Origin of the sequence: Marivibrio sp. (assembly GCF_040218065.1) — a bacterium.
In the GTDB taxonomy this organism is placed as follows: Bacteria; Pseudomonadota; Alphaproteobacteria; order UBA8366; family Aestuariispiraceae; genus Marivibrio.
The window spans coordinates 445,822-470,901 of record NZ_JAVJQE010000013.1; the positions used below are offsets into that span (position 1 = coordinate 445,822).

Below are 25,080 nucleotides of genomic sequence, written 5' to 3' on the forward strand. Positions count from 1 at the left end.
CCGCCTCAGATCGGCATGCGCAGGATTTCCTGGTAAGCGGATATGATTCGGTCGCGCACCGCCACCACGGTCTGCAACGTCGCCTCCGCCTCGCTGACGGCGGTCACCACCTCCTGCACGCTGGCCTTGCCGGCGACCGCGTCCATGCCGAGCTGCTCGGCGTTGCGGTTGGCGTCGATGGCGTCCTGTGCGGCCGTGCGCACCATGTCGACGAAGCGCGAGCCGGGGCCGGCCTCCTCGCCGCCGATCGGCGTCGGGGCCGTTCCCGGCGCAAGGCCGAGCGGCTGACCGACCGCAGCATTGCGGTAGGCGGCGGCGGCGTTCATCGGGTCGAGGGCCATAGCCTTTTCTGCTCCCGCTTCAGACGCGATCCTAGACCTCGTCTGTATAGCGCAAGCGCGCTCCCAAGTCTAACCCGTCAGCGCAGCAGGTTGACCGTCTGCGACAACATGGTCTTGGTGGTTTCGATGACTTGCAGGTTGGCGCGATAGCTTCGGTTCGCTTCGCGCATGTCCGTCATTTCGATCAGCGAATTGACGTTGGGCGTCTTGACGTAGCCGGTCTCGTCGGCGGCCGGGTGCGCCGGGTCGAAGCGCAGGCCGAACGCGCCGTCGTCCTCGCCGACCTCGTTCACCCGCACCACGTCGGCGTTCAGCGCGCGGTCCATCTCGTTGGCGAAGGTCACGACCTTGCGGCGGTAGGGATCGCCGCCGGGGGTGTTGGCGGTGGAGTCGGCGTTGGCGAGGTTTTCGGAAATCACCTTGATGCGCACGCCCTGCGCGCGCATGCCCGAGCCGGCGATGAACATGGTGGCTTTGAGATCGTCCATCATGGGTCTCTCTCCTGATGTCTCGAATTGCTATCCCGGGCGCGCCGATCAGCCGCCGCCGCCGCCGCGGCCCAAGGCCATGCGGTAGAGACCCATGTACTTACGGTACATGTTGGTGGCGAATTCGTAGTCGCCGGCGGTCTGGCTCATCTTCATCATCTGCTCTTCCAGCACCACTTGGTTGCCCGCCGGCGCCGTCTCGTACGGCGTGCGCTCGCGGGCGGTGCGGAAGGTTTCCGCGTCGCCGGGGCTCGCGATGTGGCTGGCGCTGGTGCGGGCCAGCTTCAACTGACCTTGCTGATTGCGCATCGCCCGTTCGAAATCGATCGGTTCGATGTCCATCGCTCGGTAGCCGGGCGTGTCGGCGTTGGCGATGTTCTGACCGATAACCCGCTGACGCTGGGTCAGCCAGTCCATCTGATGAGTCAGCATGCCGACGATAGGGGTGTCGCCGATGGCCATGACGGCCCTCCTCTCTCCTCGCTGTCGTCGGCGCCGGCTAAAGGCCTCTCCCAAAGCCCCGTGCGGCCGGCGCCGCCTCTCTCCTCGCAGCAAGTAAAGCAACCAGCGTGCCAAGACCGGGTCGCGGCCGCTTCGCCCTCGGAAAGTGTTGGCCCGTTAACCCTTTGGCCTTAGCTTGAGAACGAGGGGCGGGGATTGCGGAGCGATGACAGGCGGCGCACATGGTCGAACGCTCGAAACTCGGCAAATCCGACCGACCGAAGGCGACGCCGGCGGCGGCGCAGGGCGACGCGCCAGGCGCCGCGGACCCGAACCGCAAGGCGGTGGCGCTCGCCTACAAGCCGGACACGGCGGACAGCGCCCCTGTGGTCAGCGCCTCGGGTCGGGGCGCGCTCGCCGAGCGCATCGTGGAGGCCGCACGCGAGGCCGGCGTGCCGATCCAAGAGGACCCGGATCTGGTCGAGCTCCTCGCCGCCACGGAGGTGGGCGAGGAGATTCCGGTTGAAGCCTTCATCGCCGTCGCCGAGATCCTGCGCTACGTCTATCAGGCGAACGGACGAACCGCGCCGCAGCCCTCCCGCGCCGGGCGGGATGCGGCCGTTTCGACCGACTCGCCTTCCTCTTCCGAGCGAACCGACGTCCCTGACGGAACGGTGTGACGCAAGGACGCGCCTGCGCGCCCTTTTAAGGCTGCACAGCGCGCGAATCGTGGCAGCGTCCCGCTGACGCCGGCCCGGCGCGCGACGCCCGTCAGGCGGACGCGTCGGCCGACGCCCTTCAGACCAACCCGACAGCGCGGAGCCGTGTGATGAGCAGGAATGAGGTGGAAGCAGGTCTCCAGGCCCTGGCGGACGAGGCGGCCGCAGCGCGCGAGGCGTTGGCGCGCGGCGAGGACGACATCGGTCTTGAGAATGTCGGACCGCGCATCGAACGACTGGTTAAAGCGGCGATGCAACTGCCGCCGGAGGACGTGGCCGCGCTGCAGCCTTTGATGTCGCGCGTGCGCGACGATCTGCAAGGGGTCTCCGACCTGCTGGGCGAGGCGATCGAGGCTGAAAACGACGCCGCCAACGACGACGAGGCCTCCGACAACGGGGCGGATCGCTAAATGACGCTGCGGCGAGGCGGCTGACGGGCGAAACGAGCCATGGATCTAGGCGGCTATCTGCAATTCCTGCTCGCGCTCGCCTTCGTGCTCGGCCTGATCCTGCTGAGCGCGGCGGCTCTGCGTCGCTTCGGACCCGGAATGCAGGGAATGCGTCGCCACAGCGGCGGGCGCCGGCTGGAGGTTCTGGAGGTTCTGCCGCTGGACGGGCGCCGCCGCCTGGTGATGGTGCGGCGCGACGAACGCGCCCATCTTCTGCTGCTGGGCGCCAATGACGATCGGGTGGTGGAGAGCGGCTTCGACGCCGACGCGCCGGGCGCCGGGCGCATCGGCCCGCTGCGAGAAGGCGCGGAGGCGGGCGGCCCGCCCCCGGACGCGCCGAGCAATCCGACGGAGGCGCGCTTCAAGCGGCTCGTCTCGCGCCTCAGCGGGGGCGAGGGCTCATGACCGCGCGGCGGCTCGCGCTCGGCGTCGGGGCCGCGCTGGTCGGCGCGGGCGCGCTCGCGCTGCTCGCCGGCCCGGCGGCGGCGCAGTCGATCAACATCGACCTCGGCGAAGGCGGCACCGTGACCGGGCGGCTCGTGCAGCTGGTCGCGCTCGTCACGGTGCTGTCGCTGGCGCCGAGCCTGCTGGTGATGGTGACCAGCTTCACGCGTCTGGTCGTCGTCTTCTCGATCCTGCGCACCGCGCTCGGCGCGCAGCAGACGCCGCCCAACGCGGTGCTGATCTCGCTGGCGCTGTTCCTGACTTTCTTCATCATGCAGCCGACGCTGGAGCAGGTCTATGTCGAGGGGATAGAGCCGCTGATCAACGAGGAGATCACCGAGGCCGAGGCCTACGAACGCTCGGTCGGGCCGATGCGCGAATTCATGCTGCGCCACACGCGCGAGCAGGATCTGACGCTGTTCATGGACATCGGCGGCATCGAGGCGGTGGAGGACCCGAGCGAGACCCCGCTGCGCGCGCTGATCCCGGCCTTCATGATCTCGGAGCTGAAGCGGGCGTTCGAGATCGGCTTCCTGCTGTTCGTGCCCTTCCTGGTGATCGACCTCGTCGTCGCCTCGGTGCTGATGTCGATGGGCATGATGATGCTGCCGCCGGTGATGATCTCGCTGCCCTTCAAGCTGATCTTCTTCGTCCTCGTCGACGGCTGGTACATGGTCGTCGGCTCGCTGGTGCAGAGCTTCAATCCGGTCTAGGCGGCGGTTCAGGGGCGGAGTCCGTCTGGCGGAGCACCCCTTTGCGGCGAAGCATGCCGTCGCGGGCCGCCTGTCGGCCGCCCCGGGGTCTCGCCGTCCTCGCGCCGCCGTCGAGTTCCCGGCTCTGCGCTACGCTGCGGCCGGGATGACGTCCTTGCCTTTTTCGCCGGAAACCTTTTCGGACAATGCGCGAGCGCCCGAGCGCGCCTCTCTTGGTCCCTACCCCTGGGGCTGATCCGCCGGGTCGGGCGGCGGGGCGAGGAGCTTGTCGCGGTATTCCTCCAGGAAGGCGTTGAAGCCGTCGCCGGAGGCGAGGCGGGCGACGGTGGCGCTCAGATCCTGGGTTCCGCCGGTCTCCGGCTCCGTCGTGATGAAGTCGAAGACGCCGGCCAGCTCGCTGTTCGCCATGGCGTCGCCCCAGATCTCCTCGATATCCTGAAGGCCGCGGCGGTCGTCGTCGAAGTAAAGCGCGACGGCCCAGTTCACTACATGACGGGCGCGCTCCAGGTCGACCCCCTCGCCCGGATTGTCAGGCGGGTCGCCGGCCAGGCGCTGCAGCACCTTGGCGACCTCCGACCAGTCCTCTGCGTCCCAGAAGATGTCGCGGCGCAGCAGGTCGGCCTCGCGGCTGGTGTCGCCGGCTAGCAGCTTGATCGCCTCCGCCTCGTCGCCCAACTCGAAATTGGCCTTCGCGCGGATCCGGCGCCGATCGGCCTGCAGCGCCTCGGGCAGGCCGATGATGGCCGTCCTGTTCAGCGCGTCGAGCGCCTGGGTCGGCTTGTCGTCGAGCAGCCGGATCAAAGCCAGCTTCGCGCCGACGCGCGCGCGCTCGTCCCCCTGCAGGCGGAACTCCACTTGCTGCTCCAGCACGCGCGCCGCCCGCTCCAGCAGGTCGACCGCGACGAGCCGATCGGCGAGATTCTCGATCATCCGATCGCCGTCCGGGCCTGCGGGCGTCAGTTCCCGGAATTCGTCGTAAAGCGCCAACGCGCGCAACGGCGGCAGTTCGTCCGCCTCACCGTCCAGGTAGAGACGGCGGAAGATGTCCTCCATCCGGGCGGCGATCTCTTCGGAGACGGGATCCTCGGGAAAATAGGAGACGGCCGTGCGGTAGGCGCCCAGCCCGTTGAAATAGTCGTTCTCCTCCAGATAGAGCTCGCCGAGCCGGCGCAGCACCATCAGCTCGAACCGGTCGCCGCGCCACTGGAAGCGCAGATCCTCGAGCCGATCGATCGCCTCCTCCCGGCTCACCTCACCTTGCTGCAGGCCGAGATTGATCAACGCCTGCTCCGAGCGCACGGCGTTCTTCGTGTCGGGCCCCTCGGCCAAATCGCGCCAAATGTCGGTGGCCTGCTCGAAGTCGGTGCGGGCGGCCGCGACCCGGGCCTGATGGTAGCGCAGATCGCCGAACTGCCCGCGCGTCAGGTTTTCCGATTCCTCGTCCAAATGATTGATCCAACTGGTGGCCGTGCGCAGGTCGCGATTGGCGAGCGCGGCCTCGACCCGCAAAATCCCCAACTCGCCCTTGATCGGATAGGGATAGCGGCGCAGCAAGCTTTCGCCGTTGCGGAAGCGATCGTGCGCCTCCTTGTAGCGCCCCAGCCGGGCGAGCGTCGCGCCGCGCCACAATGCGCTTTCCGCGAAACCGTCGAGCCGCGGGTCGGACCAGTCGCTTTGCGCGCGCTCCAAATCGCGGGCCAGCACGGCCGCCGCGGCGCGCAGCGCCCGGAACTCGGCGCCCTCGGCGCGCTCCGGCGCAGCGTCGGCGACGACGTTGAGGACGCCCAGCGCCTCGGGCCCGTAGTCGCGCGCCAGATAGAAGCGCGCGATGTCCAGTCGCGCGTCGTTGATCTTGCTCTCCGGCACTTCGGTGACGGTGCGGTAGAGGGCTTGGCGCGACTCGACATACTCTCCCGGCTCGCCGCGTTTCCAGCGCTCGAAATTGAACAGCCGATTGGCGCTGAGCGCCGGACCCTCCGAGACCGGCGTTTCCGGAGAAACGGCGGAGATATGGAGCCCGTCCGGGCTGAACAACTGGTAGCCGTCGAAGTGCCGGTCGAGACGGACGTAGTCCGCGCGCGTCGCGACCGCAACGCCCTGGGCGGTCGGCAGCAGATCGAACTCCGGATAGCGCCGCAGCCCGTCCATCCCGTGGCCCGAGCCCTTGTAGGTCGCGACTTTCAGCATGTCGCCGACATCGGGATCGGGGACCGTGATGATGCGCGCCGGCTCCTCGGTCGGAAACAGCAGCACCGGGCCCTGGTCGGCCGTCGCCTCGGCGCGGATTTCGACCTGGCGGCGCGGGCTCTGCGGCGCCTTGCGCAAATCGATCACCCAGTCAAACCCTTCACGCCGGGCGGTCGGATTCAAGGAGCGGTCGGGCACGTTCATGCGCACCACGGTGGCGCCGGTTACCGGCAGCTGCTCGATCCGCTCCACCATCGGCTCGCCCATCTGGCGCATCGGCGCGAGGTCGATCGGCGCGCGGATGTCGAAGAATATCCAGATGTCGTCGGCGCGCCGGAAGGCGGCCGCGCCGACCGGTTCCGGCCATTGGAACGAGAAGCTGACGAGCGCCGGCCCCTTGTCCTCGCTCAGCCGATCGTCCTGATTGCGGCGGAGGGTCAGCGCGCCCTCGGCCATCGCTTCGGCCGCCGCGGCGTCCTCGGCGGCGCGGAGCGCACGCTCCTCGTCGCTCAATCCGTCGTCGGGCGCCGCCTCTTCCGCCGCCTCGGTCGGTTCGGCCTCGGCCCCGGACTCGGCCCCGGACTCGAGAGAAGGCGAGGGCGAGGGCGAGGGCGAGGGCTCGGGCTCAGGCTCGACGGTCTCCGCGTCCGGCTCGGCCTCGCGCGCGGGGGCTTGCTCGGGCGCGGGATCGGGCTCCGGGGTCGCGGCCGTTCGCTCTGGGTCCGTCGTCGGAGCCTCCGGTTCGGGCTGCGGCGCCTGGGCGACCGGTTCGGGCGCCGCCGCGTCAGCTTCCGGCGTCACCGTCAGAACGACCGCGCCGTCGGCTTCGCTCGCCGTGCGGAAGACCGCCCCCTCGGCGAGCGTCAGGAAGACGCTGGTCGCGCCCGCTTCGCTGCGGACCTCCGGATCGCTCAGCGTCGCCGGCAAGGCGCCGGCGAGCGCCAAGCGATCAATCGCCGCCGGCCGGTCGAACGAGAGACGCAGGCGTCGGCCGTCGAGCGCCGTCTCCACCGCGGCCGGCACGGGCCAGTCAAAGATCACCCGATGGCCGCCGTCGGGTCCAGGTTCGACCGAAACGGGCACCAACGCGGTCGGGCGCGGCGCGCTCGCCGGTTCTTCCTGCGAGGCCGGGGCCGGCGGCGGGGCGGAGGGCGGGTCGGCGCTCGCCCCCTGGGCGACCTCCGACGGCCCCTCCGTCGGACGCAGATCGACCACGACGGCGGGTCCGTTGCGGAAGCTTTCGACCCGAACCGTTCGGGCCAAATCGAAGCGCGCCTCGCGTCCGCCGGCGGCGACGCGCCCTGCGCTGAGATAGGCCGGCAGCCGCTCGACCGCCGCGGAGACGTCGCTCGACAACGGTTCGGCGAAACTCAGGACCAGCGTCTCGCCGTCGAGCGCAACCCCGTACTCCACCGTCCGGGGCCAATCGAAGACGATGCGGCCGAAATCCGAATGCTGCCAGGCGCGCGCGCGGACCTCGGTCTGCGCCGACGCAGCGCCCAGGGCGGCGCCCATAAGCGCCAACGCCAGCGCCAGGGTCGAGATCATCCGGCGCGCCGTCACGTCACTGACCGTCCGCATCGGGCAGGATCACCAGGTCGACCCGGCGGGCGAGGCGATATCGCCTGGCTTCGCTCAGGTCCTCGTCGAGATGCTTATAGCCGGAATCGCCCAGCCCCACCGCAGTCAGCCGGCCCGGATAGCCCGCACTCTCCAACGCGTTGGACACGTTCAGCGCACGCGCCAACGACAGCGACCAGTTGCTCTCGAAGCCGTCCGCACGCGGCGGATCGGGATCGGTGTGGCCCTGCACGTCGATCCGATTGCCGATCTGACGCAACACGCCGGAAAGCCGGAAGATCGCCTCCCCCGCCTCCGGCAGCAGTTCGGCCCGGCCGGGACGGAAGAGCGCGTCGCTCGGCAGGGAGATCACCACCTGGGCGTCTAACTCCGTCACCGTCGCGTCGGCCAGCACCGGATCGCGCTTCAGCTTGTCGGTGAAGATGCGGTTGAGATAGGCGGTCGGCAGGGCGTTCACGAGGCTGACATTGTCGATGTTGAGTTCGCTCGACGGCCGGATCTGCTCCGACTCCTCCGGCGTGAAACTGGTCGAGATCAGCGGAATGGTCTGATCCCATTTCTCGGAGGGAATGTCCGCCATCGAAAACAGCATGACGAAAAAGGTCAGCATCAGCGCGGTCACGTCGCCGAAGCTGACGAGCCACGGCGCCGCCCGCTCCACATCGTCCTCCGGCGCGGCGTCGTCCGCTTCGAACTCCTCCGGATCGTAGCGCGCGCTCATCGCTCCGCCTCCCCCGCGCCGCCGCCTGCGCCCGGCAAGACGTCGGCGCCGGCGCCGCCGGCCGAGTCGCCCGGGACAAGATCGGAGAACGACAAGCGCGCGCTTTCCGCTTGGCGCACGAAGAAGCGGATTTGCAGCTTGCGCGGATCGCCTTCGCGCAAGCCGACCTGAAGTCCGTCCGGCGGGGCGCCGGCGTCGACCAGCGCACGCGCGATCGCGTCCGCCCGCGCCATCGCGAGCGGCATGCCGTCCATCGCCGAGGCCGGCAGGATAGAGGCGGCGGGATCGTCGAGATCGACCAGACCGTCCTCCGGCCCCTCCGCCTCGCGCGCCGCCGCAGGAGGCGTAAAGTCGTCGGTCAGATCCTCGACGAAGAAGATGATCGACGTGATGACCACGGCCCCCTCGATCCGCGCCGCCAGCGCGCCGGCGGTCGCATCGATCAGATCGGATCGGTCGCCGCGCACCCGGGCCTCGGCCCCGACGAAAATTTGGGTGACCGGCGCCTCCATGATCATGTCGTCGCCGGGCGACACGACGTCGACCTTGGTCACCGGCACCGCGGTGATCCAAAGCCGCTCCACCTCCTCGATCACCTCGGCCGGTTCGGGCGTCGCGCCGAGAGTGGAGACGAGGATTTCGGCTGAGATTTCCGAAATGTCCTCGGTCTGGAAGGTGGCGGCGACGGAGCTCAGCACGGCGCGCGAGCGTGTCTCAGTGAAGGTCGCCAACGAGTTCAGCAGAATAAAAAACGCGAGCAGCAAAAGAAAAAGACTGAGGAACAGAAGCGTTCCCATCTCTTTTCTTGGCGCCGGCTTGAGATCATCGTCGTAATCCATCACCGCATCATGCCGGATTCTGTCGCGTCTGGCAAAGCATCCTGCGGCCTCGCCCGTCGCTCCGGCCCCGCCCGAAACGCAGAACGCCGCCCCGGTCAGGGCGGCGTTCGACGGTCGTGGGCGGGGCCGCGCGCCGGGCTCAGAACTGGCCGATCACGCTGGTCAGCTTTTGCTTCAAGGTCTGTGCGTTGAAGGGCTTGACGATGTAATTGCTGACGCCCGCCTCTTTCGCCGCGATCACGTTCTCGGTCTTGCTCTCGGCGGTGATCATGATGAAGGGCAGGTTCTGCGTCTTCTCGTCCGCGCGCACCTCGCGCAGCAGCTGGATCCCCGTCATCGGCTCCATGTTCCAGTCGGAGATGACGAGGCCGTATTCCTTGGCGCGGATCTTCTGCAACGCCTCGCTGCCGTCAGAAGCCTCGTCCACATTGTTGAAGCCGAGCTGCTTCAGAAGATTCCGGATGATGCGCAGCATCGTCTTGTAATCATCGACGATGAGCACCGGCATGTTCATATCGACCGCCATGAAGCGCCCTCACTCTCTTTGGCCGCGCCGACCGGACGCGCATGCGCCCGGCGGTCTGGTTGTTGATCCTGACGGCGGCCGCAGGCCTTACCCTGGTACCCGCCCTTCCGCGGTACCTTATAAGCGGGGATTGGTTTAATCAAAGTTAACGCGCGCATCGAAATCAATCATTTACCGGCGCACGCCCGGCCCCGGGAGGCCGAGCGCTCCGCCGGGGCGCGGACCGCAGGCGGACCGGCCTTACTGCCCCAAATTGGGCAGCTCTTCGCGCAGCGCCAGCTCTTCGGTGACGGTCCGGGCTTTCTCCGGATTCATGGCGGCCAGAATCGGGGCCAGACGGCGCGCCGACATGCCGCGCACCACGTCGAGCAGGATGTCGATTTCCAAATCGTTCAGGATCGCGGCCGCGTCCTTCGGCTTCATGGTCTCATAGGTCTGGCGGAGGACGTTGGTCTCCTCCTCCTGGTTCTGGTCGTAGCGCGCGACCAGCTCTTCGATCTCTTGGCGCAGCTGCTCCAGTTGCTGCTGCTTGGTCACGAGACGCTGCTCGGCCGCGGCCAGCAACGCCTCGCGTTCTTCAACCCGCCGTTCGCGCTGGTCCAACTTCTCGCGGCGCTTGGCCAGATCGTGCATCAGGCGCAACTCGCCTGGCCGCAGATCCCCGGCTTCGGTCTGAAAGTCGGGCGCCGCTTCGTCCGTGGTGGGCAGCGGCGCCATGCCGGGCGGCGGAGCGGCCGGATCGGCGGCGCCGTTCGCCGGCGCGCCCTCACCGGCGGCGCCTTCGTCGAGGGCGTCAGCCGGATCCGCCTCGCTCTGCGCCAGCGCCCGACCGGCGGTCGGCCGCTCGCTTTCGGCGACCTCGCCGCCGCTCAACGAGAACCAAATATCGCCGACACGAAGGCTCAGCATCAAAAACGCCACCGCGAGCGCGACCGGGATCAACCGCATCAGTCTTCGCCTCGTCTTCGCGCCGGAAGGCGCGTCATCGCATGCCCTGAAGGGCCCGCAACAAATCGGATTTCTTTTTCGCCTTGCCGCGCGCGCCGCCTTTCGGCGGGGGCGGCTCCTCGTCGCTCGCCGCCGCCGCGCCGCCCTCCTTCGGCGCCGCGCCGCCTTTTCGTGCGGCGGTGATGCCGGATTCCAGCCGATCCGCCGCCTCTTCCCCCCGCTTGGTGAGAAAGACCAGATCGTCCTTCAGCCGCTCGGCCTGATCCACGGTCTCCTTAACCGCCGCGATATTCTCGCGCGCGCCGCGCTTCAGCCCGTCGAGCGCCGCTTCCGCCCGATCGGTCGAGCGCGCGAACTCCTCCAGCAGACCTTTCAGCTCCTCCCGGCTTTGCCGCAGCGCCGAAAGATGGCGGTTGAGCTTGAGCCCGAAGAGGATCGCCGCCGCCAACAGCGCGACCAGCACCACATCCAAGATGATGGTCAAGAGATGCGATTCCATCGGCGCGTCCGATCTCCCATAGGGCTGTTCGAGCGGCGGGCGCAACGCGCGCCCGGAACGCCGCCCAGCGTGCAAAATACGCTGCTTCGCGACCGGCGACAACGGGCGCGGCCCGGAAATCAGCGTCGCCAACTGCGCCGGACCCGATACGCCTTGCCGCATGCGCGCATCGGCCGGACGGACGAATGCGCGAGGCCCTTACGGCTCCGGCTCGTGCTTGCGATCGATGCGCACTGCGATGCGGTTGCCTTTACGGCCCATCGAGCCGGTGAACATCGGGATGTTGCCGCAGCGCAGTTCGACCGGACTGTCGGGGGTCGCCTGCAGCGGCAGGAAAGTGCCCTTCTCCCACTCCAACACCTCGCCGAGCGAACTCGTCACCTCGTCCAGCACGACTTCGATGTCGACGTCCGTGAACCAAAGCTCGGTCGCCAGGTGGTTCTCCCAGATGCTGTCCCGGCCGAACTTCTCGCCCATGAACATCTGCAGCAGGAGCTCGCGCACCGGCTCCAGCGTGGCGTAGGGCAGCAGCAGTTCCAGACGGCCGCCGCGATCCTCCATGTCGATGCGCAGCCGCGCCAGGATCGCAGCGTTCGCGGGTCGCGCGATGGTCGCGAAGCGCGGGTTCGTCTCCAGCCGGTCGAACCGCATGGTGACCGACGACAGCGGGTCGAAGGCGGCCGACAGATCGGCCAGCACGACGTTGATCATCCGCTCGACCAGATTGCGCTCGATCGTGGTGTAGGGGCGGCCTTCGATGCGCATCGCCGCCGTGCCGCGCCGGCCGCCGAGCAGCACGTCGACGATTGAGTAGATCAGCGAGCTGTCGATCGTCACCAGGCCGTAATTGTCCCACTCCTCCGCCTTGAAGACGGTCAGCATGGCCGGCAGCGGAATCGAATTCAAATAGTCGCCGAAGCGGATCGAGGTGATGTTGTCGAGGCTGACCTCGACGTTGTCGGAGGTGAAGTTGCGCAAGCTCGTCGACATCATGCGCACAAGGCGGTCGTAGACCACCTCCAGCATCGGCAGGCGTTCGTAGGACACCATGCCGGAATCGATGATCGCCTCGATGCCGGAGCGTTGCTCGTCGCCCTCCCCGCCTTCCTGGAAGCCGAGCAGGCTGTCGATCTCGTCCTGGTTGAGGACGCGCGCCGCACCGCCGCCGCCGCCGTCGCCGTCCTCGGCCATGGCGGCCCATTCGGCGGCCAGATCGTCGGCGGAATCCGCGCCTTCGCCGACATCTTCGTCGGCCATGGCGGCCCACTCGTCGGCCATCTTGTCCTGATCGTCGTCAGCCATCGCTTTTCACGCCTGTTCCGTCGCGCTCGATCCGCGCCCATCCGTCAGCGCCCGACCTTGCGGACGCGCCGATCCTCGACACTCCATGCGCGGCTCCCCATGCAAGGAGGAGGCCACTCGGCCCCGGCGCCGGGCGCGCGCCGCGCTATTGGATCAGCATGTCGGTGAACAGGACCTCCTTGATCTTAACCGGACTGGCGGCCTGATTGACCCGTTTGAGCAGCTCCTCGCGGATGCGGTACATGCCCTGACTGCCCTCCAGCTCTTCGACCCGCAACTCGCGCAGGAAGACTTGGAAATTGTCGATGATGCGCGGCATCACCGCCTGCACGCGCTCTTCGTCAGCCGCCTGCTCGAGCTCCAGGGTGAGCTGCAGCTTCAAGAACCGCGCGCGCCCGCCGGTGGACCGCAGCGTCACCGTCATTTCGTCGAGCGGCAGATAATGCCCGGGCGCGGCCGCCTCCGCTTGCGCCTCCTCCGGCGCCGCCTCGCCCTCGGCCGCCTGCTCCTCTCCGCCGACGCCGAGCAGCGGATCCAGCAAACCGCTCATATAGACGCCTGCCCCGGCGCCGGCGAGGATCAGGATCGGCAGCACGATGAAGAGGATCAGCTTCTTGCCGCTGACCTTCTTCTTCGGCGCGCCGCCGTCATCGTCGTCGTCGGTGTCGTCCGCCATATCCCGCGCCTCGCTCGAACCCGAGCCGGAAGGGTAAACGCTTCCGGTTTCCAAAGGGTAAATAGCCGTAATCGCCCGAAAAGTACAGGCGGCCCCAGACGCCGTCCCCAATAACTCCAAGACTTGGCGAAATAATGGCCGCGACCTTCGCGAGAATCCGCGGCGCGGCAGGTTCTGCCCAGGCGCACTCGACGGGCGGCGAACGCCAAGCCGCTGTTTTTCCTCACTTTCCTAAGTTGGCACGGCTTTTGCCGGTAGGGAGGCGAGGAGAGACCGCCTGTCCCGACCCCAAGCGGGCCGCGTCGCGCGGAGAGGAAGAGAGGATGAGACGCAGTCATGGAGAATTCGGTCTATGTCGGGTTGTCCCGACAAATGGCGCTCCGTCGCGAGATGGACATCGTCGCCAACAATATCGCGAACGTGAACACCCCCGCCTACAAGGCGGAGAAAATGGTCTTCCGCGAATTCGTCCGGGAGCCGGAGCGCGATGAGCGCATCTCCCTCGTTCAGGACGTCGGGCTCGCCCGCGACTTGCGCGAAGGGCCGGCGGAGCCCACGGGCAACCCGCTGGACGTGGCGATCCACGGCGAGGGGTACTTCGTCGTCGACACGCCGCTCGGCGAGCGCTTCACCCGTCACGGCCGGTTTCAGCTCGACGCCGAAAACCGCTTGGTGACCAGCGCAGGCCATCCCGTACAGGGCGAAGGGGGCGAAATCACGTTGCCGATCGACGGCGGCGACGTCTCGATCGCCTCCGACGGCACGATCTCTAACGAGCAGGGAGTCGTCGGCGTCCTGCGCGTCGTGAACTTCGAGGACGAGCAGGCCCTGCGCAAGGCGGCGAACGGGCTCTACACCGCCGAAGATCAAAACCCGCAGGACGTGGCGCGCCCCAATCTCTCGCAAGGCATGATCGAGGGGTCGAACGTCCAGTCGATCATTGAGCTCACCCGCATGATGCAGGTCAGCCGCTCGTACCAGAGCGCCGGCCGCTTCCTGGAGAAGGAAGACGAGCGCATCACCCAGATGATCACGACGCTGGGCAAGGCGCCCGGCGCTTAAGCGATCCGCGCGCGGGACCGCCGAGGCGGACCCGACGCGCCCTAGAGGAGGCAGGGAAACGCCATGCGATCCTTGAATATCGGAGCGACGGGCATGCTCGCCCAGCAGCTCAACGTCGAGGTGATCTCGAACAACATCGCGAACATGAACACCACCGCCTATCAGCGGCGGCGCGCGGAGTTTCAGGATCTCCTCTATCAGAATCAACGCCGCGTCGGCGCCGACAGCTCCGACGCCAACACCATCGTGCCGGCCGGCGTGCAGGTGGGCCTCGGCGTCAAGACGGCCGCGGTCTACCGGATCACCGAGCAGGGCAATCTGACGCTGACCGAAAACCCCCTCGACCTCGCGATCAACGGCGAAGGCTTCTTTCAGATCACCTTGCCGAACGGCGACACCGCCTACACCCGCGCGGGCTCCTTCCAGCTCGACGGCGACGGAGACCTGGTGACGGTCGACGGCTACACCGTGCAGCCGGGTCTGACCATTCCGGCCAACGCGGTGGACATCTCGATCAACGGATCGGGCCAGGTGCTGGTCTCGATCGACGGTCAGGTCCAGCCGCAGAACCTCGGACAATTGGAGCTGGCGCGCTTTCCGAACGACGCCGGCCTGCTCGCCGTGGGCGACAATCTGTTTCTGCAGACGCCGGCCTCCGGCGCGCCGCAGACGGCCGTGCCGCAGACCGCCGGATACGGCTCGATCCAACAGGGATTTCTTGAGACCTCGAACGTCAACGTGGTCGAGGAGATCACCAATCTCATCACCGCCCAGCGGGCCTACGAGATGAATTCGAAGGTGATCGAGACCTCCGATCAGATGATGGCCACCGTGACCAACCTGCGGTGATGAAGGGTCCGGGCCGCGCGCCCGGCCGGGAGACGACGCCATGATGCGCCTTATGCGACGAGAGAGACTGAGCCTGATCTACGCCCTCGTGCTCGCCGGGCTGATGCTGGCGCTGACCGCGCGGGCGCTCCCCGCCTGGGGCGCCGAGAGCGACCTCGACGCGCCCGACGCACCGGTTCGCCTGATGAGCCGGGTCGAGGTCCGCGACGACTTCGTGCGCTTGCGCGATCTGTTCGAGCCGGCCGGCGACTACGCCGACCGCAAGGTCGCCCGGGCGCCCGCCCCCGGCGAGGCGGCGGAGTTGGACGCCGTCTGGCTGTGGCGGCTGGCGAAAGGCTTCGGCCTCGACTGGAAGCCGACCAGCACGCTCGACAGCGCCCTGGTGTTGCGGCCGAGCCGCGTCATCGACCGCGAAACCATCCACGAATTGGTCCGGCAGGCCTATTTTGAGGAGACCGGCGCGGACGAGTTCATCGCGCTGGACTTCGACCAGCAGGACGTGGCGCTCCACATCGCCGAAGAGGCGACGGGCGGCCCGCAGCTGGCCCGATTCACGCTCGACCGAACCTCCGGGCGCTTCAACGCCCAGATCACCGGCCCGAAAGGGCCGGAGGAGGCGCGCAGCCTCACCCTCACCGGCCGGGCGGTTCGCCAAGTCGAAGTCGCCGTGCCGACCGCGCGCATCAGCGCCGGCGCGATCATTCGAGAACGCGACCTGGAGATCGTCCTGATGCCGGAGGCGCGGGTGAGCCGAACGGCCGTCGTCCACGCCGACGAACTGATCGGCCAGCAGGCCCGGCGCACCCTGACGGCGGGACGGCCGATCGCCGCCGCCAGCGTCGACGCGCCCCAGCTGGTTGCGCGAAACGCCGCCGTCACCATCGAACTCCGCACGGCCAATATGCGTCTGACCGCTCAAGGCCGCGCCCTTGAGAGCGGCGCGAAGGGAGAGGCCGTGCGCGTCCAGAACCTGCACAGCCGGATCACGATCGACGCGGTCGTGGTCGGCGAAAACATGGTCAGCGTGATCGTTCCCGATCGCCTGGCCGCTAACGGAGGCCTGCAATGAGCCCGTCTTTCCGACTCTCCCGCGAGGCCCTGCTGCGGGCCGGCGCCGTCGCAACGATCGCGCTGTCATTGGGCGCCTGCAACACGCTTGAGCGCCTGACCAAGGTCGGCGAGGAGCCGGGCATGGCCGAGATCGCCAACCCGACCCATCAGCCCGGATACAAGCCGGTCAGCATGCCGATGCCTCAGCCGATGACCGCGACGCGCGAGCCCAACTCGCTCTGGCGGGCGGGCAGCCGGGCCTTCTTCAAGGATCTGCGCGCCAGCCAGATCGGCGACATCGTGACCGTGGTGATCTCGATCGACGAGAACGCCGAGATGTCGAACACCACGACGCGCACCCGCAACACCTCCGAGAACGTCGATCTGGACGCGCTGCTGGGCTACGGGGCGGCGCTCGACACGATCTTGCCGGAGGCCGTCAACCCGGCCGACATCCTGGCCTTCGACGGGCAGACCAACAACACCGGCGGCGGCTCCATCGACCGGGAGGAGGAGATCGAACTGCAGATCGCCGCCGTCGTCACCCAGGTGCTGCCGAACGGCAATCTGGTGCTGCACGGACGGCAGGAGACGCGGGTCAACTTCGAAGTCCGCGAACTTCAGATCGCCGGCATCATCCGCCCGCAGGACATCACCAACCAGAACACCGTCTCCTACGAGAAGATCGCGGAGGCGCGGCTGGCCTACGGCGGGCGCGGCCACATCACCGACTTCAATCAACCGCGTTGGGGCACGCAGCTGGTCGACGTGCTGATGCCTTTCTGAGCGACGCAAGATCCGGTCTACGCCCTCCCTCTCTCTCCTCTCCTCTCTCCCCAAAGGGATCGGGCGTAAACCGCGACGGGCCCGGCGAGACGATCGCCGGGCCCCTTTTCTTTGGCCGGGCGGCTTTGGCACGCGGCTTGCTGACCGGGTCTGTCGGAGAGAGGAGACCGGCGTCATGTGGAAAAAGCTGCCCCTCGCCGCCATCGTCGGCGTCCTGCTGCTGGCCTTGCCGGCCGGCGCGCCCGCGCACGCCAGCGGCGGACAAGGCCCGGAGGCGGCGACCCCGCCCAAATTGTGCGAGATCGCCGTGCGGGCGGCCGAACGCGCCCGAAACCTGCCCCTGCATCTTCTGCAGGCCATCGCCTTCGTCGAATCCGGCCGAATGAGCGCACGCCACGGCGAACGCGTGGCCTGGCCCTGGACCGTGATGGCGGAGGGGCGCGGGCGCTACTACGAAAGCAAGGAAGAGGCGCTGGCCGCGGTCCGCGGTCTGCAGGCCCGCGGCGTCGAGAATATCGACGTCGGCTGCATGCAGGTGAACCTCTATTATCACGGGGACGCGTTCGCGAGCTTGGAAGACGCGTTCGATCCGGTTCACAACGTGGCCTATGCGACCGCGTTCCTGCTCGATCTGCGGCGCACCAGCAACAGCTGGACCAAGGCGATCAAGCAGTATCACTCCCGGAACCGGGAACGTCAGTTCGCCTACCGCGCCCGCGTCTATCGCGAATGGCGGGCGTTGAAGCACGGCGTCCCGCCCGCGCCGGTCGCGGCCGCCGCGCCGCAGCCGTCCGCTTCGCCGCAGCCGGCGCCGGTCGCAGCGCCCGGCGCCTTGAGCCGTCCGACCGGTGCGGGCGCCGCTTGGCCTCCTAAGAGTTACGCGGACCAGCAGCGCTTGGAGAACCGCATGCGCGCTCTGGTGATGAGCCCGCAGCTCTGAGCGCAGAACCGCTCCGCCCGCTGCTCCTGTCGCACCCCGCATCCCGAGCGCGGCCTTTTCCCCGCCCCCTCTTTTCTAACCCGTCTTTCAGAGGGCCGTGCGGATCCCCGGCCTGCGGGGCGGGCCGCTCGCCCTCTCCGGGCGCCGGCCGTGCGGCGCCCGGTCCCGTTGCGCCGTCGATCCGATTAGCGGATGCTGCTAGGGCGCGCGAAGCGCGTTTCAGGAGATCGATCCATGCCGAGCAGCCCCGACGGCCGCACCAGATCGTCGCTGCGCATATGGGGGCCGAGCGCCCTGGCGCTGGCCGGCGGCGCCGCGTGCCTCGGGGGGGCGCTGTTCGCGCCGACAGCCGCAGGCTTGATCCTTACGGGCGGCGCGGCGGCCGCGGCCGGCGGGCTGTGGCGAGGCTGGCAGGCGCTGGCCGATCGCCCGCGCGCGGACATCACGGATCCGCGTCGAGCCGAAACGGCGATCGGTCGCGATCCGCTCTACGACGCGATCGCCCGGGCCGAATTCGGGCTGATCGTTTATGACGAAAGCGATCGACTGGTCTACGCCACCCCCTATTTGCGCACGCTCTTCCCGCCGCTTTCCGACGTGCGGGGGTGCGCCCAGAAGACGTTTGCGGAATTGGTGCGGATCAACATCGCGGCCGGCGTCTACAAGCCGCCGAAGGGCGACGATCTGGTGCGCTTCGGAGAGCGCCTGATCGCATGGCGCGACGCGCCGTCGGACAAGCCCTTCGACGTGACGTTGGCCGACGGACGGATCATCCGCTTCACCGACATGCGGCTCGACAACGGCTGGACGGTGGGATTGCGCAGCGACGTCAGCGACATCAAGCGCAACGAACGCGAATTGGAGGAGAGCCGGGCCCGGCTGCGGGAAATGGCCTCCGCGGCCGCGGATTGGTTCTGGGAGACCGACGCCGAGGGCCGGTTCACCTATTTCAGCCGCGATCTGCACCCGATCGTCAATTTGCCGTCGGCGCGTTTGATCGGCATGCGACGCACGGAGCTGCTGGGCGATTTGAACCAACCGGAAATCGCCGCGCACCTCCTCGATCTGGACGCCCGGCGGCCCTTCCGCAACTTTCGGTACGAGGCCCGTCTGCCGAACGGCGAAACCCGGATCGTCTCGGTCAGCGGCCAGCCGGTATATGACGAGGACGGGATCTTTTGCGGCTATCGGGGCGCGACTGCGGACCTCACCGATGAGGTGCGCGCCGAGGCCGCCGCCCGCACCGCGGAAACCCGTCTCGCCTCGGCTCTGGAGGCCATGACGGGCGCGATCGAGATCTACGACGCGGACAATCGGTTGGCGCTGTTCAATCGCCGGCTGGTCGAGCTGTACAAGCCGGCGGCTTCGCTGATCGTGACCGGCGCGGGCTACGAAGAGATCGTCTGGGCGGCGCTCAAAGCCGGCCTGATCGAGCAGGCGCACGGCCGAGAAACGGAGTGGGCGGCCGCCGATCTCGCGCGGCACCGCGCCGGCGACGGCGCACGCGATTTGCGCAAGGTCGAGGAGACCTGGCTGCAGGTGCGCGCGCATCGCCTGCCGGACGGCGGCCGGCTGGTCATCCAGACCGACGTCACCGCCATGCAGGCGGCGGCCGACCAGGCCGAGGCGCAGTCGCGCCTTCTGATGACGACGTTCAACGCCATGATCCAGGCCATCGCGGTCTACGACCAGGACCTGCGCCTGCGCGCCTGCAACAAGCGGCTGGTGGATCTGTTCGATCTGCCGGAGGATTTGGCCGCGCCGGGCACGCCGCTCGACGCGATCGTTCGGCACAATATCGAGCGCGGCTGGATCACCTTGGAGGGCGACGATTTGGCCGAGCGGCTGCGCCGGCGCCGGGAGGTCTACGCAGCCCGCGCCTATCATCGCGAAGAGCTGCATCCGACCAACGGGCGCGTGATCGAGATGGAGATTCACCCCGACGGACGCGGCGGGCTCGTGGTCACCTACACGGACGTCACCGAACGCCGATTGGCCGAGCGCCAATTGATCAAGGCGAAAGAGGAGGCGGAGATCGCCAACCATGCGAAGTCACAGTTTCTGGCCAGCATGACGCATGAGTTGCGCACGCCGCTCAACGCCGTGATCGGCTTCGCAGAAGTTTTGCGAGACGAGCTCTACGGCCCGCTTGGCGCGCGCCAGTACCGAGACTTCGCCAACGACATCTATCAAGGCGGCCAGCATCTGCTGGAAATGATCAACGACATCCTCGACCTCTCCAAGATCGAAGCGAACCGGCGGGAGCTGACCAGCGAGGCGATCACCCTTCCCGCGCTGATCGACGGCGTGATGCGCATGGTGCGCCAGCGCGCCGCCGAGGCCGGCGTTCGGCTTCATCGCGACCTGCCGCGCGCCTTGCCGGACCTCTACGCGGAGGACAAGTCGATGCGCCAGATGCTGATCAACCTGCTGTCCAACGCGATCAAGTTTACGCCGAAAGGCGGGCGCGTCGTCGTGCGCGCCGAGCAGACGGCGGACGGCGCGCTGCATCTGATCGTCGCCGACGACGGCGTCGGCATGCGCGAAGAGGAAATCCCGATCGCGCTCGCGCCGTTCCAACAGATCGATTCCGCGCTGTCGCGCCGGCATCAGGGAACCGGCCTCGGCTTGCCGCTGGTGAAAAGCTTGATCGAGCTGCATGACGGGCGGCTGGAAATCGACAGCGTCCCGGAAGAAGGCACGACCGTGACGCTCGTCTTCCCGGCCGAGCGCGTCCTCGGGGCGGACCGCGCGCCGCTCAAGCAGGCGGGGGAATAGGTCCCGGAGGACGCAACGGCGAGGCGGGCGGAGCGAGCGCTCGCCAAAGCCTTCGGCGCCCGGATCCTGCCTCCTCTCGGCTCTATCTCATGGGCCGGCTTAAGGGGGGGGCGGGCCGGTCCCCGATCGAAGCGGGGACTTCAGTATCGCCCCGCCACCAGCGCCGCGAAGCGTTCCGCCGCGGGCGAGACGGCGGTCGGGGCGCGGTGGAGGTCGATCTGGACCGGCGGCAGCGGCGGCAGACCGAGGCGCGGGCCGACGTCGACGCAGCCCTCAGGGATCGAGCGCTCCGCCTTGACCGCGATGGCGAGGCCGGCGTTCAGCGCCGCGTTGACGCCCGCCGGGCTCTGGCTGGTGTAGCGCACCTGCCAGCGCCGCCCGGCGCGGGTGAGCGCGTCGACGGCGCGCGCGCGGTGCACGCAGCCCTCCGGATTGCAGGCGAGCGGGGCCGCCTCGCCTTCGGCCAAGTCGAAATCCGCGCGCGCTGTCCAGACCAGCGGCTCCTGCCGCATGCGCTCCCCGCCCGGCTCAGATCCGTGGCGCACGACGAGCGCGAGGTCGAGCAGGCCTGCGCGCATCTTCTCCAACAGCACGGTCGAGACATCGCAGGTGATCTCCACCCGCTCGTCCGGAAAGTCTTCGTAGAACGCCTGCAGCAGATGCGACAGGTGGCGGTCCGCCTGCTCATCCGTGATGCCGAAGCGAAGCGCCGGCGCGACCTGGCTTTCGCCGACGGCGGTGCGCGCGATCTCGTCCATGTGCAGCATGCGCCGGGCGTAGGGCAGCAGCGCGCCGCCGGCCTCCGTCAGCTGAACCGAGCGGCTGGTCCGCTCGAACAGCCGCACCTCGAGGCGTTCCTCCAACCGACGGATCTGCGCGCTGACGGCGCTTTGGGTGAGATTGAGCGCCTGTCCGGCGCGGCTGAACCCGCCGGTCTCCGCAACCGCGACGAAGGCTCTCAGATGATCGAAGTCCATGACCGCCATCTATAACCGTTTGCGATAGTAACAACCAAAACAATTCGTTTATATACTGGACGCGAGAGTCCTAGGTTCAGGGCGTCGGGCGGACGGCCCGAGCGACACGCCAACCGAAAGAGGACTTTCGTTTCCCATGTTCGACCAACCGAACGCCGCGCCTGAAAATGCGCGGACCGACGACCCCGAAGCCTCGAAACCCGGCGCGCCGGCGCCGTGCGGCACGGCCGCGCTGATCGACGTCGCGCGCTATCCGATCCATGATCTCGACGGCCCGGGCGGGCGCGCCTTGCTGGCGCGCTGCCGCACCGCGCTTGAGCGCGAAGGCTGCGTCGTGCTGCGCGACTTCGTCCGGCCCGACGCCCTGGCCCGGATGACGGAAGAAGGACGCGCGCGGGTCGACAAGGCGCATTTCAACCGCACGCGCACCAACCCCTACAGCAGCGAGGCGGATCCGTCGCTGCCGAGCGGCCATCCGGTCAACCGCTTCCTGGAGCGCACCAACGGCTTCGTCGCCGGCGATCTGCTGGAGCCGGAGACGGCGATGCGCCGGCTCTATCACGACGAGAGCCTGCGCGGTTTCATCGCCCGCTGCATGGGCGTCGAGCGGCTTTACGAGTACGCCGACCCGCTGGCCGGCCTTGTGGTCAACGTGCTGCGCCCGGGCTGCCAGCATCCCTGGCACTTCGACAACAACGACTTCATCGTCAGCCTGCTGACGCAGGCGCCGGAGAGCGGCGGGCTGTTCGAATACTGCCCCGGCCTGCGCAGCGCCGACGACCAGAACATCGCGGGCGTGAAGGGCGTCCTGCAGGGCGACCGTGAGCCCGTGACCAGCCTGCAGCTGCGTCCCGGCGATCTGCAGGTCTTCTACGGCCGCAATTCGCTGCACCGTGTGACCAAGGTCGAAGGCCCGCGCGAACGGCACACGCTGATCCTCGGCTACACGGACGCGCCGGGCCAGATCGCCGACGCCGCGCGCACCAAGCGGCTGTTCGGCCGCATCCACGACGCCCACCGCGAGGCCGAGGCCGCAGGCCGAACCCGCGACTCCGTCGACGCGTGATTTCGAGCCTTTAGGAGAGCCTGAGAGATGGACACCCCTTTCTTCACCCCCGCCGCGCACGCCGAGACGCCGGCCGACTTCAAGGGCGACAGCGACGGCATGACCGGCGTCAGCGACTGCCAGCCGGGCGGCTTCGAGCCCAAGCGCATGCGCCTCGAGCGCCTGGCCCGCACCCGCGCCATGATGGCCGAGCAGGGCGTCGACGCCGTCGTTCTGTTCGACCCCTATAACCAGCGCTACGCCACCGGCTCGCGCAACATGTTCGGCTATTTCCTGCGCAACTCGACGCGCTACGTCTACGTGCCGCGCTCCGGCCCGGTGATCCTGTTCGAATATCCGGGCTCGGCCCACGTCTCGACCTGGCTGGAGACGATCGACGAGAACCGCACCTCCAAGGTCGTCTGGTCGGCCGTCAACAGTCGCGACGGCAAGGTCGCCAAACCCTTCGCGGAGGAGATCGCCGATCTCGCCCGCAATCATTCGGGCGAAAAGAATCCGGTCATCGGGATCGACCGGCTGTCGCATCTGCACGCTGAAGCGCTGGAGGCCGAAGGCGCCGTCCCGCGCGACGTGATGCAGGACATGCTCTACACCCGCCGGCTCAAGACGCGCGACGAACTGGCCTGCCTCGGAATCTCGATGGCCGGGACGGAGGCCGCGGTCGCCGCGGTCGAACGCGCGATCCGGCCGGGCGTCAGCGAGAACGACCTGTTCGCCGAGATGTACGGCGAGGTGATCCGCCAGGGGGGCGAGTTCATCGAAACGCGGCTTCTGAACTCCGGCCCGCGCACGAACCCCTGGTTCAACGAGGCCGGCGCGCGCACGGTGCGGCCCGGCGATCTGATCGCGCTCGACACCGACACGATCGGGAACAACGGCTACTACTCCGACTTCTCCCGCACTTTCTTTTGCGGACCGGGGCGGCCGTCGGGCTATCAGAAGAGCCTCTATTCAATGGCTTGGGAGCAGATCCAGCACAACCTTTCGATCCTGAAGCCCGGCATGACCTATCGCGAGGTCGCGGAGCGGGCCTGGAAGATCCCGGATCGCTTCTACGACCGCCGCTACCCCTCGATCATCCACGGCGTCGGCATGCACGGCGAGACTCCGTTGGTCGCGCACTGGGGCGATTTCGACAAATTCTCCACCGACGACGTGCTGGAGCCGGGGCTGACCGTCTCGGTCGAAAGCTACATCGGCGAAGTCGGCGCCAAGGACGGCGTGAAGCTGGAAGAAGAGGTCGTGATCACCGAGACGGGGGCCGAGCTGATCTCGCGCTACCCGTTCGACGAGGCGTTGCTGGAGCGCGCGCTCTGAGCGCAGCGCGTCGCAAGGGTCGCCGCGCCTTGCCGTCGCGGCGCGCTTGGGTCACGCTCCCCGCATGACCGACCCACAGGAAACCGCCCTCATCGTCGGCGCGGGTGCGGGCCTGAGCGCCAGCTGCGCGCGCCTCTTCGCGCGCGAAGGGATGGCCGTCCACCTGGCCGCCCGCACCCCCGACAAACTCGCCGCCCTGTGCGAGGAGACGGGCGCGCGGGCGCACGCCTGCGACGCGACCGACCCGTCGGCGGTCGCAACCCTGTTCGAGGCGCTGCCCGTCGTCCCCGACCTCGTCGTCTTCAACGCCAGCGCGCGGGTGCGCAAACCCTTCGTCGACGTGACGGCCGAGGAGGCCGCGCACGCGGTGCAGGTCAGTTGCCTCGCCGGCTTCTACGTGGCGAGCGAGGCGGCCCAGCGCATGGTCCCGCGCGGCTCGGGCACGATTCTCCTCACCGGGGCGTCGGCCAGCGTGAAGGGCTTCCCGCAGTCCGCAACCTTCGCCATGGGCAAGTTCGGCCTGCGCGGTCTGGCCCAATCGATGGCGCGCGAACTGACCCCGCAGAACATCCACGTGGCGCATTTCGTCATCGACGGCGCGATTCGCGACCAGAGCGATCCCGGCAAGGCGGAGCTTGAGGCGGAATGGGGGCCGGACAGCATGCTGGACCCCGACGCGATCGCCGAGACCTATTTGTTCGCCCATCGCCAGCGCCGATCAGCCTGGACGTGGGAGATTGAATTGCGACCGTGGACGGAGCGCTTTTAGGAGGCCGCCCGCGACGGTGGAGGCGCCGGCGCTCAACCCCGCCCCCAGGCCGCGCCCTTTCCCCGCGCCGTTCCGACTGCTAGGCGTGAGGGCTTACGAGATAGGAGCGCCCGCATGTCCCGCCGCCTCAGTCCGTTCGTCGCCTTGCTCAGTCTGGCCGTCGCCGCGCCGGCGCTCGCCGCGCCGTTGGAGCCCGTCGACCGGCAACTGCGCGAGGCGATCGACGAGGGACGCTTGGCGGAGACCGGCCTGCTGGCGCGCGTCCACGAGCGTTGCGCCGGCCTCAAACTCAATCTGCTGACCATGCATCAGGTGACGGCGAAGTCGAAAGGAGAAGAGCCCGCCCCCGAGCTGATGAGCCTGCAGCCGATCATGCAGGCGATGGTGCGCCGGGCGATCATCCTGCGCACGGCGGAAAGCGAAGACCCGCAAGGGGCGCGAACAAGCGTCGACGAGGCCGTGCGGCGCTTCGCCTTCTACTACGGCGGCGAACCGATTGAAACGGCCGACGGAGAAGCCGCCTTGCCCGAGGAGCCGCGCGCGTTGATGCAGGAGGATCTGAACGCGTGCCTGGCCTTGCACCGCCGGCTCAGCGAGGCGTTCACGGAATAA

Annotated in this window: 26 protein-coding genes; 14 read left to right on the forward strand and 12 right to left on the reverse strand. The window is 68.2% G+C overall.

All coding sequences use genetic code 11. The features are described from left to right. Positions 1-5: 5 nt before the first annotated feature. From fliE to flgB, 3 genes are all read right to left on the reverse strand, one after another. The gene (gene fliE, locus RIB45_RS13985; protein WP_350050975.1) at positions 6-341 is read right to left on the reverse strand and encodes a flagellar hook-basal body complex protein FliE; all 336 of its coding nucleotides are present in this window, start codon (positions 339-341) and stop codon (positions 6-8) included. A 77-nt stretch (positions 342-418) separates the two neighbouring features. After that, positions 419-829, reverse strand: coding sequence for a flagellar basal body rod protein FlgC (flgC, locus tag RIB45_RS13990; protein ID WP_350051401.1), 411 nt, complete (start codon positions 827-829; stop codon positions 419-421). A 48-nt stretch (positions 830-877) separates the two neighbouring features. Continuing rightward, on the reverse strand, positions 878-1,291 hold the full coding sequence (gene flgB, locus RIB45_RS13995; RefSeq protein ID WP_350050976.1) for a flagellar basal body rod protein FlgB: 414 nt from the start codon (positions 1,289-1,291) through the stop codon (positions 878-880). Positions 1,292-1,512: 221 nt separating this feature from the next. Here flgB and RIB45_RS14000 point away from each other — a divergent pair, with 221 nt between their 5' ends. The 4 genes from RIB45_RS14000 (at position 1,513) to fliP (ending at position 3,595) form a co-directional block, all read left to right on the forward strand. Then, a complete protein-coding gene (locus RIB45_RS14000) occupies positions 1,513-1,950 on the forward strand; it encodes an EscU/YscU/HrcU family type III secretion system export apparatus switch protein (protein ID WP_350050977.1) in 438 nt (145 codons plus the stop codon). Between the two features lie 164 nt (positions 1,951-2,114). After that, positions 2,115-2,399 (forward strand): hypothetical protein, encoded by a 285-nt coding sequence (locus RIB45_RS14005; RefSeq protein WP_350050978.1) that lies wholly within the window; start codon positions 2,115-2,117, stop codon positions 2,397-2,399. Between the two features lie 39 nt (positions 2,400-2,438). After that, positions 2,439-2,843, forward strand: a complete 405-nt coding sequence (locus tag RIB45_RS14010) for a FliO/MopB family protein (protein WP_350050979.1) — start codon at positions 2,439-2,441, stop codon at positions 2,841-2,843. Further along, on the forward strand, positions 2,840-3,595 hold the full coding sequence (fliP, locus tag RIB45_RS14015; protein WP_350050981.1) for a flagellar type III secretion system pore protein FliP: 756 nt from the start codon (positions 2,840-2,842) through the stop codon (positions 3,593-3,595). The genes RIB45_RS14010 and fliP overlap by 4 nt, the downstream gene beginning before the upstream one ends. A 219-nt stretch (positions 3,596-3,814) precedes the next feature. On the opposite strand, the gene RIB45_RS14020 is transcribed toward fliP, so the two are convergent. The 8 genes from RIB45_RS14020 to RIB45_RS14055 form a co-directional block, all read right to left on the reverse strand. Further along, on the reverse strand, positions 3,815-7,363 hold the full coding sequence (locus RIB45_RS14020; RefSeq protein ID WP_350050982.1) for a hypothetical protein: 3,549 nt from the start codon (positions 7,361-7,363) through the stop codon (positions 3,815-3,817). Continuing rightward, on the reverse strand, positions 7,347-8,084 hold the full coding sequence (locus tag RIB45_RS14025; protein ID WP_350050984.1) for an OmpA family protein: 738 nt from the start codon (positions 8,082-8,084) through the stop codon (positions 7,347-7,349). The genes RIB45_RS14020 and RIB45_RS14025 overlap by 17 nt, the downstream gene beginning before the upstream one ends. Beyond that, a complete protein-coding gene (locus RIB45_RS14030; RefSeq protein WP_350050986.1) occupies positions 8,081-8,923 on the reverse strand; it encodes a hypothetical protein in 843 nt (280 codons plus the stop codon). Before RIB45_RS14030 ends, RIB45_RS14025 begins: the two co-directional genes overlap by 4 nt. A gap of 139 nt (positions 8,924-9,062) precedes the next feature. Beyond that, positions 9,063-9,449 (reverse strand): response regulator, encoded by a 387-nt coding sequence (locus RIB45_RS14035; protein WP_350050988.1) that lies wholly within the window; start codon positions 9,447-9,449, stop codon positions 9,063-9,065. Between the two features lie 240 nt (positions 9,450-9,689). Further along, positions 9,690-10,397 carry a MotE family protein gene (locus RIB45_RS14040; protein WP_350050989.1) on the reverse strand — a complete coding sequence of 236 codons (708 nt, stop codon included), beginning with the start codon at positions 10,395-10,397 and terminating at the stop codon, positions 9,690-9,692. A 34-nt stretch (positions 10,398-10,431) separates the two neighbouring features. Then, positions 10,432-10,896, reverse strand: coding sequence for a DUF6468 domain-containing protein (locus tag RIB45_RS14045; RefSeq protein ID WP_350050990.1), 465 nt, complete (start codon positions 10,894-10,896; stop codon positions 10,432-10,434). 198 nt (positions 10,897-11,094) lie between these two features. Further along, positions 11,095-12,198 carry a flagellar motor switch protein FliM gene (gene fliM, locus RIB45_RS14050; RefSeq protein WP_350050992.1) on the reverse strand — a complete coding sequence of 368 codons (1,104 nt, stop codon included), beginning with the start codon at positions 12,196-12,198 and terminating at the stop codon, positions 11,095-11,097. A 145-nt stretch (positions 12,199-12,343) separates the two neighbouring features. After that, positions 12,344-12,874 carry a flagellar basal body-associated FliL family protein gene (locus RIB45_RS14055; RefSeq protein ID WP_350050993.1) on the reverse strand — a complete coding sequence of 177 codons (531 nt, stop codon included), beginning with the start codon at positions 12,872-12,874 and terminating at the stop codon, positions 12,344-12,346. Between the two features lie 336 nt (positions 12,875-13,210). Here RIB45_RS14055 and flgF point away from each other — a divergent pair, with 336 nt between their 5' ends. From flgF to RIB45_RS14085, 6 genes are all read left to right on the forward strand, one after another. Continuing rightward, positions 13,211-13,936: a flagellar basal-body rod protein FlgF gene (gene flgF, locus RIB45_RS14060; protein WP_350050994.1), complete on the forward strand. Its 726-nt coding sequence runs from the start codon at positions 13,211-13,213 to the stop codon at positions 13,934-13,936. Positions 13,937-13,999: 63 nt separating this feature from the next. Then, complete coding sequence (gene flgG, locus RIB45_RS14065; RefSeq protein ID WP_350050995.1) at positions 14,000-14,785, forward strand: flagellar basal-body rod protein FlgG; 786 nt, start codon at positions 14,000-14,002, stop codon at positions 14,783-14,785. 52 nt (positions 14,786-14,837) lie between these two features. Next, the gene (gene flgA / locus RIB45_RS14070) at positions 14,838-15,854 is read left to right on the forward strand and encodes a flagellar basal body P-ring formation chaperone FlgA (RefSeq protein WP_350050996.1); all 1,017 of its coding nucleotides are present in this window, start codon (positions 14,838-14,840) and stop codon (positions 15,852-15,854) included. Next, positions 15,851-16,621 carry a flagellar basal body L-ring protein FlgH gene (gene flgH, locus RIB45_RS14075; RefSeq protein ID WP_350050997.1) on the forward strand — a complete coding sequence of 257 codons (771 nt, stop codon included), beginning with the start codon at positions 15,851-15,853 and terminating at the stop codon, positions 16,619-16,621. Before flgA ends, flgH begins: the two co-directional genes overlap by 4 nt. A gap of 175 nt (positions 16,622-16,796) precedes the next feature. After that, positions 16,797-17,561: a transglycosylase SLT domain-containing protein gene (locus RIB45_RS14080; RefSeq protein ID WP_350050998.1), complete on the forward strand. Its 765-nt coding sequence runs from the start codon at positions 16,797-16,799 to the stop codon at positions 17,559-17,561. A 234-nt stretch (positions 17,562-17,795) separates the two neighbouring features. Continuing rightward, positions 17,796-20,339 (forward strand): sensor histidine kinase, encoded by a 2,544-nt coding sequence (locus tag RIB45_RS14085; RefSeq protein ID WP_350050999.1) that lies wholly within the window; start codon positions 17,796-17,798, stop codon positions 20,337-20,339. 140 nt (positions 20,340-20,479) lie between these two features. Here RIB45_RS14085 and RIB45_RS14090 read toward each other — a convergent pair whose 3' ends face one another. Then, positions 20,480-21,316, reverse strand: coding sequence for a LysR family transcriptional regulator (locus tag RIB45_RS14090; protein WP_350051000.1), 837 nt, complete (start codon positions 21,314-21,316; stop codon positions 20,480-20,482). Positions 21,317-21,452: 136 nt separating this feature from the next. On the opposite strand from RIB45_RS14090, the gene RIB45_RS14095 reads away from it, so the two are divergent. The 4 genes from RIB45_RS14095 to RIB45_RS14110 all read left to right on the forward strand — a co-directional run bounded on the left by RIB45_RS14095 (position 21,453) and on the right by RIB45_RS14110 (position 25,080). After that, the gene (locus RIB45_RS14095) at positions 21,453-22,382 is read left to right on the forward strand and encodes a HalD/BesD family halogenase (RefSeq protein WP_350051002.1); all 930 of its coding nucleotides are present in this window, start codon (positions 21,453-21,455) and stop codon (positions 22,380-22,382) included. A 27-nt stretch (positions 22,383-22,409) separates the two neighbouring features. After that, the gene (locus RIB45_RS14100; RefSeq protein ID WP_350051003.1) at positions 22,410-23,699 is read left to right on the forward strand and encodes a M24 family metallopeptidase; all 1,290 of its coding nucleotides are present in this window, start codon (positions 22,410-22,412) and stop codon (positions 23,697-23,699) included. A 64-nt stretch (positions 23,700-23,763) separates the two neighbouring features. Then, on the forward strand, positions 23,764-24,468 hold the full coding sequence (locus RIB45_RS14105; RefSeq protein ID WP_350051005.1) for an SDR family NAD(P)-dependent oxidoreductase: 705 nt from the start codon (positions 23,764-23,766) through the stop codon (positions 24,466-24,468). A gap of 114 nt (positions 24,469-24,582) precedes the next feature. Beyond that, complete coding sequence (locus RIB45_RS14110) at positions 24,583-25,080, forward strand: hypothetical protein (RefSeq protein WP_350051006.1); 498 nt, start codon at positions 24,583-24,585, stop codon at positions 25,078-25,080.